The organism is Nocardia sp. NPDC004415, from assembly GCF_053602435.1.
Genome location: NZ_JBSGDP010000052.1, coordinates 33,967 through 44,184 on the forward strand (window position 1 = coordinate 33,967; position 10,218 = coordinate 44,184).

General features: G+C 70.3%; 8 protein-coding genes and 1 tRNA gene. 3 read left to right on the forward strand and 6 right to left on the reverse strand.

Translation table 11 applies throughout. The features are described from left to right. The first annotated feature begins 27 nt into the window (after window positions 1-27). Window positions 28-1,368, forward strand: a complete 1,341-nt coding sequence (locus tag ACWEMY_RS22180) for a DUF1254 domain-containing protein (protein ID WP_452391548.1) — start codon at window positions 28-30, stop codon at window positions 1,366-1,368. Window positions 1,369-1,465: 97 nt separating this feature from the next. Here the strand turns inward: ACWEMY_RS22180 and ACWEMY_RS22185 are convergent. After that, a tRNA-Asn gene (locus tag ACWEMY_RS22185) sits at window positions 1,466-1,538 on the reverse strand. Window positions 1,539-1,749: 211 nt separating this feature from the next. On the opposite strand from ACWEMY_RS22185, the gene ACWEMY_RS22190 reads away from it, so the two are divergent. Then, window positions 1,750-1,995, forward strand: a complete 246-nt coding sequence (locus tag ACWEMY_RS22190; RefSeq protein ID WP_278262736.1) for a hypothetical protein — start codon at window positions 1,750-1,752, stop codon at window positions 1,993-1,995. A gap of 1 nt (window position 1,996) precedes the next feature. Here ACWEMY_RS22190 and dnaG read toward each other — a convergent pair whose 3' ends face one another. From dnaG to ACWEMY_RS22210, 4 genes are all read right to left on the reverse strand, one after another. Beyond that, on the reverse strand, window positions 1,997-3,916 hold the full coding sequence (dnaG, locus tag ACWEMY_RS22195) for a DNA primase (RefSeq protein WP_452391549.1): 1,920 nt from the start codon (window positions 3,914-3,916) through the stop codon (window positions 1,997-1,999). Window positions 3,917-3,939: 23 nt separating this feature from the next. Then, window positions 3,940-5,193: a deoxyguanosinetriphosphate triphosphohydrolase gene (locus tag ACWEMY_RS22200; RefSeq protein WP_452391550.1), complete on the reverse strand. Its 1,254-nt coding sequence runs from the start codon at window positions 5,191-5,193 to the stop codon at window positions 3,940-3,942. Window position 5,194: 1 nt separating this feature from the next. Continuing rightward, the gene (locus tag ACWEMY_RS22205) at window positions 5,195-5,824 is read right to left on the reverse strand and encodes a YdcF family protein (RefSeq protein WP_452391551.1); all 630 of its coding nucleotides are present in this window, start codon (window positions 5,822-5,824) and stop codon (window positions 5,195-5,197) included. Window positions 5,825-5,991: 167 nt separating this feature from the next. After that, a complete protein-coding gene (locus ACWEMY_RS22210) occupies window positions 5,992-6,669 on the reverse strand; it encodes an MBL fold metallo-hydrolase (RefSeq protein WP_452391552.1) in 678 nt (225 codons plus the stop codon). A gap of 72 nt (window positions 6,670-6,741) precedes the next feature. Here ACWEMY_RS22210 and ACWEMY_RS22215 point away from each other — a divergent pair, with 72 nt between their 5' ends. Further along, window positions 6,742-8,745 (forward strand): TPM domain-containing protein, encoded by a 2,004-nt coding sequence (locus ACWEMY_RS22215; protein ID WP_452391553.1) that lies wholly within the window; start codon window positions 6,742-6,744, stop codon window positions 8,743-8,745. 12 nt (window positions 8,746-8,757) lie between these two features. Here ACWEMY_RS22215 and ACWEMY_RS22220 read toward each other — a convergent pair whose 3' ends face one another. Then, on the reverse strand, window positions 8,758-10,023 hold the full coding sequence (locus tag ACWEMY_RS22220; RefSeq protein ID WP_452391554.1) for a phthiocerol/phthiodiolone dimycocerosyl transferase family protein: 1,266 nt from the start codon (window positions 10,021-10,023) through the stop codon (window positions 8,758-8,760). Window positions 10,024-10,218 lie beyond the last annotated feature (195 nt).

Consider the following 10,218-nt stretch of genomic DNA (forward strand, 5'->3'; position numbering starts at 1 on the left):
CCGAACCGCGCTTCCTACAGTCGGAGCATGTGCGATCCCTCGAGTTTCGACCTGGACGATCCGGCCGCCGCCTACGTCTACGCCTACCCGTTGGTGTTCAACCTCGACCAGGTGCGGCGATACGTGAACACCGGCGTCGGCGCGAACCCGGCCGCGCCGTTCAACTCCTTCAGCCATGCCCGCACCCTGGCCGGACCCCGCGACACCTTCGTCTCGATCAACAACGACACCGTCTACTCGATGGCGCAGCTCGACCTGAGCGTCGGACCGGTGACGCTATCTGTCCCCGATACCGCAGGCCGGTACTACGTGCTGCAGTTCGTCGATGCCTGGACCGACAACTTCGCCTATATCGGCTCACGCGCCACCGGAACCTCCGCCGGTCAGTACCTGCTCGTACCGCCCGGCTGGGCGGGGGACTCACGCGGACTGCCGGTGATCCACTTCCCCACCCGTGTCGCCTCGATCGTCGGACGCTGGGCCGTCGACGGCGACGACGACCTCCCCGCGGTACACGCGCTGCAGAACGCCACCACCCTGTCCCCGATCGCGGCTGAAGCGTCCGCGCCCCGCGGAATTCCCGCGGTGAGCGAGGGATTCCCGCCCGCCGTCGAGTTCTTCGAGAAGTTCCGGACGTGGTCGCGGGAGTTCCCGCCGGCTGCCCGCGACCGCGAGCTGCAGCACCGCTTCGCCGATCCGGGCCTGACCGCCGGGGCGGCACCGTCCACCGTGACCGCGGACCTCCTCGCGACACTGCAGAGTGCCTACGACGCGGGATGCGCGCAAGTCGAGGAATTCGCCCGCACCGCACCCGGTCTCGGACGGATGAACGGCTGGCTGCTGAGCGTTCACGGCTTCGACTACAACGTCGATTTCTTCGAGATCGGCACCATCGACGACGCTTGCTGGAAGATCGCCGACCCCGCCGCGCGGATCGTCGGCCGCGCCGCAGCGGCCCGCGCAGGACTGTGGGGCAACCACGGCTACGAGGCCACCTACGCCCTGGTCTACACCGACAACGACGGCAACCCGCTGGACGGGGCCCGGCGCTACCAGCTCCGACTGCACCCGGTTCCTCCGGTGGGTGCGTTCTGGTCGCTGACCATGTACTCGGTGCCCGAGTTCTTCCTCGTCGACAACCCGATCGACCGCTACTCCATCGGCGACCGCACCGCCGGGCTGGTGACCGGGGCCGATGGCTCGGTGACCATCACGATCAGCCATGACGAACCGAACGATCCCGCGCAGCGTGCGAACTGGCTCCCCGCCCCACCCGGACCATTCCGGCCCACCTTGCGCATGTACGCGCCCGGCCCGGCGATTCTGGAAGGAAGCTACGACATCGCCCCGATCGTCGCGCTCGCTTGACCCTGCCCAGCGTCCCGCCGGAGCACTCGGATTCGGACATTCAGACCGAAAACCGAAAAGGTCAGGCACACTTATCGTGCCTGACCTTTTTGCTATGCTCCCCCATCTGGACTCGAACCAGAAACCTGCCGATTAACAGTCGGCTGCTCTGCCAATTGAGCTATAGGGGATTGCTCCGAGTGGTTGGTACTCGGCGGTCTGCGTTGGCGGGCTGACCGAGATGAAACTTTAGCGCATGGGGTTGCTGGTTCCCAAATCGGGGCTCTACCTGCGGACATGCGGCGTATAACGATGTGCGGACAATGGGTGGGCGGATCGACAGGGGTGGGGCTGCTGGGGCAGGATGGAGCCGCCAACGAACGTGGGAGGAGCTCCAAGAAGATGCTGCGGTTGATCATCGGCGTAGCGGCCGGGTATGTGCTGGGCACCAAGGCCGGGCGCGCGCGCTACGAGCAGATCAGTGCGGCGACGCGAGCGGTGACCGGTTCGCCGGTGACCAAGAAGCTGGTGTCGGTGAGCCGGCAGAAGCTGTCGGACAAGTTGAGCACGCAGCCCAAGCTGGAGCCGATGGAGCCCATCGACGAGCGCACCACAGTGCTGATCCCACACAACCAGCTGCGCCGCTGAGTCAGGCGCCCGCCGCGAAGCCCTCGCTGCCCATCGCCTGGGCGGCGAGGCTCTTGCGGTACTGCTCGAGCGCCACCAGGTCGCCGAACAGCGTCATGTAGGTGTCGGGTTCCTCGCTGGCCGAGAGGCGTTGCAGCTTGGACTTCAGCTCCGCGATCTGGCGGCCGACCCAGGCCTCCTGGGTGCGCGCGAGGATGCCGGTGATGAAGCGCGGGGTGTCGTTCTGGGAGCGCACCGGGAGTTGTTCGCCCGCCAGTTCGGAGACCAGGGCGCGGATCATCAGGTCGTCGGTGTGGTCGGCGACGGCGGCGACCCATTCGGCACCGCTGAGACCGGCGGCGGTGCCACCGGCTTTGGCGATCATGATGCGCACCGCGATGTAGGCGGGGTGGGTGAACGCGGCGGTGTCGATGGAGTCGAACACCACGCCCGCGATGCCGGGGTATTGCAGTGCGGCACTGAGGGTTTGCCGCTGGGCCAGGAGCACCGGATCGTTGGGGGCCGGGCGGACCGAGTTCTCTTCGACGCGGGGCGCGGCGGCCGGCGCGGGGCCGGGCTTTCCGTTCGCCCCGGCGCCGCCCATCCGGTTCTTCTTGGCTTCCTCGCCGACCCGGCGCACGACGAGCTGGATGTCGTCCCAGCCGACCCAGCCCGCCAGCTTGGTGGCGTAGCCCTTGCGGGTGGCGTTGTCCTTGATCTGGGCCACCACGGGCACGGTCCGGCGCAACGCCTCGACACGGCCTTCGACATCGTCGAGATTGTGTTCGGCCAGCAGACCGCGGATCACGAACTCGTAGAGGGGTGTTCGGCGGGCGACCAGGTCGCGCACGGCAGCGTCGCCGGAGTGCTGACGCAGCTCGCACGGGTCCTGGCCGTCGGGGGCGACGGCGATGTAGGTCTGGCCTGCCAGGCGCTGGTCGCCGCTGAAGGCCTTGAGGGCCGCGGCCTGGCCCGCGGCGTCACCGTCGAAGGTGTAGATGATCTCGCCGCGCCAGAAGTTGTCGTCCATGAGCAGCCTGCGCAGCACCTGCAGGTGCTCCTCGCCGAAGGCGGTGCCGCAGGAGGCGACGGCGGTCTTGACCCCGGCCAGGTGCATGGCCATCACGTCGGTGTAGCCCTCGACGACGACGGCCTGGTGGCCCTTGGAGATCTCGCGCTTGGCGTGGTCGAGACCGAAGAGCACCTGGGACTTCTTGTACAGCAACGTCTCCGGCGTGTTCACGTATTTGCCGGGCATGGTGTCGTCGTCGAAGAGTTTGCGCGCGCCGAAGCCGATCACCTCGCCGCCGAGATTGCGGATGGGCCAGAGCAGGCGACGGTGGAAGCGGTCGATCGGGCCGCGTTTGCCCTGCTTGGACAGCCCGGCCGCTTCCAGCTCCTTGAACTCGAAACCCAAGCGCTGCAGATGTTTCGTGAGCACGTCCCAGCCGCCGGGCGCGTAGCCGCAGCCGAACTGCTGGGCGGCGGCGCCGTCGAAATTGCGGTCGGTGAGGTATTTGCGCGCGGTCTCGGCCTCGGGCTCGCGCAACTGGGCCATGTAGAACTCGTGCGCGGCGGCATTGGCGGCCACCAGCCGGGAGCGGGTGCCGCGGTCGCGCTGGACCGAGGTACCGCCGCCCTCGTAGTTGATCTGGTAGCCGACCCGGTCGGCCATCTGCTCGACGGCCTCGACGAAGCCGATGTGCTCGATCTGCTGGAGGAACTTGTAGACGTCGCCGCCCTCGCCGCAGCCGAAGCAGTGGAACAGGCCGTGGTTGGGCCGCACATGGAACGAGGGGGACTTCTCGTCGTGGAAGGGGCACAGGCCCTTGATCGAGTCGGCGCCCGCGCGCTTGAGCGCGACGTACTCGCCGACCACATCCTCGATCCGGACCCGGTCGCGGATCGCCGCGATATCGCGATCTGGGATTCGTCCGGCCACGAGGGAAGTCTAGTGGGTGCGGCTCAGCGGCAGTCCAGCGAGGCGGCGACGCGCTCGAAGCGGCTCTCGGTGCAGGAGGCGATCTGGTCGATCACCACGCGCACGCGGGCCGTGTCGTCGGTGGCGGCGTTCCACCAGGGCAGCATCTGGTCGTCCAGGTGGGCGGGGGCGGTGGTGAGCAGGCGGTCGGCCACGGCCTGCACACGCTCGCGCTGGGTCTGCTGGCGAGCCAGGTGGCCGCGGTCGGAGCGGACGTAGCGCAGCGCGACGGTCTTGAGCACGGCCACCTCGGCGGCGACGATCGGCGGCACGATCAGGTCGGCCTGATAGCGGATCAGCGGGCCGGGACCGTAGCGCTGATGGGTGGCGGCGATGGCGGCGGTGGCGAAGCGGCCGACGAGTTCGCTGGTGAGCCGTTTGAGCGCGACCGAGGCGGCGAAGGTGCCGTCGTAGTGCGCGGCCTCGGTGACCACGTCGAGTTCGGACAGACGTTGCGCGGCGGCGGCGAGGGCGTCGACGGACTGGTCGGGATGCTGGCCGTGCCCCTGTTCGGCGAGGGCGGCCTGCTCGGCCGGGTCGGCCAGGGCGCGCAGATCGATGCGGCCGACGATCACGCCGTCCTCGACATCGTGCACCGAGTAGGCGACGTCGTCGGACCAGTCCATGATCTGGCATTCCAGGCTCTGGGTGCGCTCGGGCGCGTCCTTGCGGATCCAGGCCAGGCGCTCGAGATCGTCGTCGTAGGCGCCGAACTTGGTGCCGGAACCGGCGCGGCCCCACGGGTATTTGATGGTGGCGTCGAGGGCGGCGCGGGTGAGGTTGAGACCGGAGCTCTCCCCCGCCGCGTCGAGGACCTTCGGTTCCAGGCGGGTCAGGATGCGCAGGTTCTGCGCGTTGCCCTCGAAACCGCCGTACTCGTCGGCGAATTCGTCGAGCGCGCGTTCGCCGTTGTGGCCGTAGGGCGGGTGGCCGATGTCGTGGGCCAGGCCGGCCAGGTCGACCAGGTCGGGGTCGGCGCCGAGACCGTCGGCGATGCTGCGGCCGATCTGGGCGACCTCGAGCGAATGGGTCAGCCGGGTGCGCGGGGTGTCGCCCTCGCGCGGGCCCATGACCTGGGTCTTGTCGGCCAGCCTGCGCAGCGCGGCCGAGTGCAGCACACGCGCCCGGTCTCGCGAGAACTCGCTGCGGTGCCCGTTGCCGGGAGCGTCGGGCCAGGCGATCTTGCCGGGCTCGCGGACCATGCGTTCCCGGTCGTGCGGGGTGTAGCCGTCGGTCATCTCACTGTCCCGCCTCGTAAGGGAAGTCTGCCGAGAAATGGGTGAGCTGGTACCACAGCAGCGCCCCCGTCTCGCGGGCGATGCCGTGGAACTGCGACTCCCTGGTGTAGACGGCCGGGCCGGTGCGGGTGGGTGCGGTCCACGCGCGCAGACCGGCGTCTCTGGCCATGGTCCTGGTGCGGAGTGAATGCCACGGATCGCTGACGAGTACGGCCGATGACAAGCCGCGTTCGTGCATGGCGTCGGCGACGGCTTCGATGCTGCGCAGGGTGTCGGAGCCGGTTTCCACGGCGAGGATGTGATCGTTCGGCACGCCGTTGTCCGCGAGGTAGGCCTTGCCCGAGGCCGCCTCGGTGTAGAGGTCGCCCTCCTGTTTGCCGCCGACGGTGATCACCAGCGGCGCGACTCCCGCCGCGTAGAGGCGCCCGGCCTGGTAGAGCCTGGCCTCGAACACCGACGAGGGTGTGCCGGAGTACTGCGCGGCGCCGAGCACCACGATGGCGTCGGCGGGGGTGTAGTCGTCGATCCGGGCGACCTGCCACACCCGGATCGCCGTCCCGGCGACCAGCACGATCCCGATCACCACGGCTCCCGCGATCAACCGGCCGATCCACAGCGACACCGTCGACACCAGCCCACGCGGACGCCTGGCATCCGGGGCGGTAGCCGTTCGCGAGAAACCCGATTTCACCTTCGTCAGTCTGCCAGGTGACACCGACCGCCCGTGCCGTCAGCGGTCACCACCGGATTCCGGTCCGGTGAACTCCGTAGCGCCCGGGCGGGACGTGCTGGGCTGGGTCACCAGCCGCGTTCGCGCCATTCGGGGAGGTGGGGGCGGTCGGTGCCGAGGGTGGTGTCGTCGCCGTGGCCGGGGTAGACGGCGGTGTCGTCGGGGTAGCGGTCGAAGAGTTTGGTGGTGACGTCGGTGAGGAGGGTGTCGAAGTCGGTGGGGTTGTGGGTTTTCCCGACGCCGCCGGGGAACAGGGAGTCGCCGGTGAACAGGTGGGTGCGGTGGGCGGCGTCGACGAGGGCCAGGGCGATCGAGCCGGGGGTGTGGCCGCGCAGGTGGATGACCTCGAGGGCGAGGTCGCCGAGGCGGACGGAGTCGCCGTCGGCGAGCAGGCGGTCCGGCGGGACGGGCAGGGCGTCGGCGTCGAGGGGGTGGGCGGCGGTGGGGGCGCCGACCGCGGTGGCGACCTCGGTGAGGGCCTGCCAGTGGTCGGGGTGCTGGTGGGTGGTGACGATCAGGTCGACCTGGCCCGGCATTTCCTGGGTGGTGAGCCCGATGATGCGGGCGGCGTCGTTGGCGGCGTCGATCAGGATCGCGGCGCCGGTGGCGGTGCTCTGCACGAGGTAGGTGTTGTTGTCCATCGGGCCGACGGACATCTTCACGATCCGGGCCCCTGGCACATCGCGCTGCTGGGCGGCCCCGCCCGCGGTGACATGTCCGGTGTAGAGGCGATCGACTGTGACCATGCGCCGATCGTAGAAGCCACGCGGCGTGCCGTCGTGCCCACCCGCACAGCGCGCGCCCGTTAGATTCGACACATGCGCCAGTCCAGGACGAATCCCGCCCCACGATCGGTTCCGTCGCGCGCGGCCGGATTGCTCTGCGCGGTGCTCGCCGCGGTGGGTCTGCTGTGCGCGCCGGGTGCGGGTGCGGAGCCGCCGTCGCGGATGGGCCCGCGGCTGGTCGACAGTGCCGGGGTGCTCAGCGGGGCGGACGAGACCCGGGTGCTGGACGCGGTGGATCAGCTCTACCGGGATCACCAGCTCGAGCTGTGGGTGATCTACGTGCGCGATTTCGCCGGGATGGCGCCACGGGACTGGGCCGCGCGCACCTCGGAACTGTCCGGATTCGGTGATCGCGATCTGCTGCTCGCGGTGGCGGTCGAGGATCGCGGGTACTGGCTCGACGGCACGCTGCCCGAGGAGATCAGCGACGGCGAACTGGACTCGCTGCTGGCGGGCACCGTGGAACCCGATCTGCGCGACGGGAAATGGGCGCAGGCCGCCGTGGACACCGCCGACGGGCTGGGCTCGGCCATGAGTGGCACCGGTGTGCCATGGAAGACGCTGCTGATCCTGGTGCTGGTCGTCCTCGTGCTGGCCGGTGGCCTGATCCTGTTCTCCCGCAGGCGCCGTCGCCACCGCGACCGGGCCGAGCTCGACTCCGCCCGCAAGGTGGACCCGGCCGATTCCGCGGCGGTGGCGCAGCTGTCGCTGCCGACGCTGCACGCGTTGTCGCGGGAGCGGCTGGTCGAGATCGATGACGCCGTGCGCACCAGCACCGAGGAATTGGCCCTGGCCACCGGCGAATTCGGCGAGACCGCGGTGACACCGTTCCGCACCGCGCTCGACGCGGCCCGTGCGGCCACGGCCAAGGCGTTCACCATCCGCCAGCAGCTCGACGACGCCATCCCCGAGACGCCGGACCAGCAGCGCAGCATGCTCGTGGAGCTGATCGCCGTCGCGGGCACGGCCGATCGCGAACTCGATGCCCAGGTGGCCGATTTCGATGCCATGCGCGATCTGCTCATCGACGCGCCCGCCCGGCTCGACGCACTGACCCGCGACATCGTCGACCTGACCGCGCGCACCCCCGCCTCCGAGGCCGAGCTGTCCCGGCTGACCGCCGCCTACCCGGCTTCGGTGCTCGCCCCGATCCGCGACAATGTGCGGATGGCGACGGAGCGGATCGCCTTCGCCGAACAGAACATCGACACCGCGCGCACCGCGCTGACCCAGCCGGTCGGCAAGCAGGGTGGGGCGGTGGCGGCGATCCGTGGGGCCGAGGGCGCGATCGGCCAGGCGCGCACGCTGCTCGACGCGGTCGACCAGGCGGCGGCGAATATCCAGCAGGCCCGTGACGGACTGCCCGCGGCTCTGGACGAACTGCGCCGCGACCTCGCGGTGGCGGCGGGTCTGACCGAGTTCGGTGGGCCCGAACTGACCGCGGCGGTGAGCAAGGCCACGCGCACGGTCGATTCGGCGTCGGCGGCCGCGGACAGTGATCCGCTGGGCGCGTTCCACAGCGCGGTGCAGGCCGATGCCGAGCTGGACCGGGCCGTCGCGGCCGCCTCGGATCGCAAACTCGCCGTGGAGGATCTGCGGCGCAGGCTCGACCGGGCACTCACCGACGCGGCCGGACGCATCGACGCTGCCTCGTCGTTCATCACGACCCGCCGCGGCGGTGTGGACGCCGAGGCGCGGACCCGGCTCTCGGAGGCACAGCGTCATCTGGACGAGGCGCGTGGGCTGGCGGCGAGTGCGCCGGATCACGCGCTGGCGAGCGCGCAGACCGCGGCCGATCTCGGTGGGCGGGCCCTCCAGCAGGCGCAGGCGAGCGTCCGCGCGTGGGAGACCCGTCAGCCCGTGTCGGGTGGTGCGCAGACCGGTGCCGTGCTGGGTGGGATCCTGCTCGACGGATTCCTGCGCGGGGCGATGAACAGTGGGTCGCGTGGGCGGGGGTACGGCGGTGGCGGCTACCGGCCGGGCTCGTACGGCGGCTCGTCGGGGTCACGCCGGGTGAGCCGCGGCGGACGGTTCTAGTACTCGGGCGGGTCAGGCCGAGGCTGCCTCGTGATCGGCGGCGTCCCAGGTCAATTCGTCGGCGACCGCCGAGAGGAGTTCGACCGCGCGGGGGCCGCCGCCGAGGCGGGCGAGGGTGAGTCGGCCCAGGTAGGTGTAGACGAGGAAGGTGACCGCGGCGGAGGCGCCGGTGGAGGGGCGCGGGTGCGCGGAGAGGTAGACGATCTCGTAGTCGTCGAGGACGAGGCCGTCGGGGGCGCGGAAGGTGGGGACCGTGCCGGTGTTGGTGAGGGCGATGTGGCCCGCGGTGGAGTGGACGCGGGTGGGGCCGAAGAAGTCGGGGAAGTGCAGGACAGACTGCTCGATCACGCCAGTGGCCAGGTCGTCGTGCAGGGCGGTGCCGATGCGGCGGGCCAGGGTGACGATGTCGCCGAACTCGGTGGTGGTGAACGCGGCGAGGCCGGAGACATTGGTGCCCGCGGCCGCGGCGACCGGCGGATCGAGGCGTCTGCGCAGATCGACCGGGTAGACACAGCCCACCTGGTCGATGCCGTACACCGCCGCGAAGGCACGCAGCACCGCCGCGGTGACCAGCCCGTTGACACTCACCGCCCGCGAGCGCGCCAGCTCGAGCACCCGCGCCGTCTCGGCCGGATCGAGCTGGATGCGGGCGGGCCGGGCCAGTGCGGGCGAGGCCGGCTGCGAGGACTGCACCACCCCGACCGCGTCGGCCACGACGAGCGGCCGGGTGACACCTTCCAGCCCCGAGCGCGGCCCCCGCACCACCCCGCGCCGGGCCAGCAGCGATTCCACCGATTCCGGATACTCGCGCGGCCCGGCCGCGATCGACCCGGTCTCCACGTGATCGGTGTAGTACCCCCACAGCCGCGCGAACAGCTCGACGCAGTGCCCGGCATCGGCGACACTGTGGTGCACGAACAGGGTGACCCTGGCCCGATCCTCCTCGGCCAGCACCACATCCAGATACCCGAGCTGCGCGCGCGGGCTCAACGATTCGGCCGGAATCCGCACCTCGTCCGGATCACCGAAACTCACCCACGCGCCGACCGGCTCGATGTGCCCGGGGCGCAGCAGTATTCCGTTCTCCTCGGCGTCCTCGACGATGCGGCACACCAGAATCGGGAACGCGCGCTGCAGGGCCGCGAACGCCGCGCCCAACGCCACCGGATCGAGTTCGCCACGCACCGTCACCGACCGCCCGGTGAACGTCGCGTGCCGCACGAATCGCTGCTCCGACGGGTCGAGCACCCGCACCACATCTTCCGGTTCCCACAGCACAACGGAAAGAGTGAGGCAACACCCCGGCGAACGCAAACCGGTCGCCCGGTCTGTGACCAAGCACGCTCATCCGCTGTGGCACCCCGAGATCCAGCGCCTCAGTGCACTCCCAGCCCAGCACATCCCGACCCCGAGGAGGGATCGCCGACGCAGTCGGCGGTTCGCGGCCGTCCCGTCGATCAGGTGCCGTTGCGT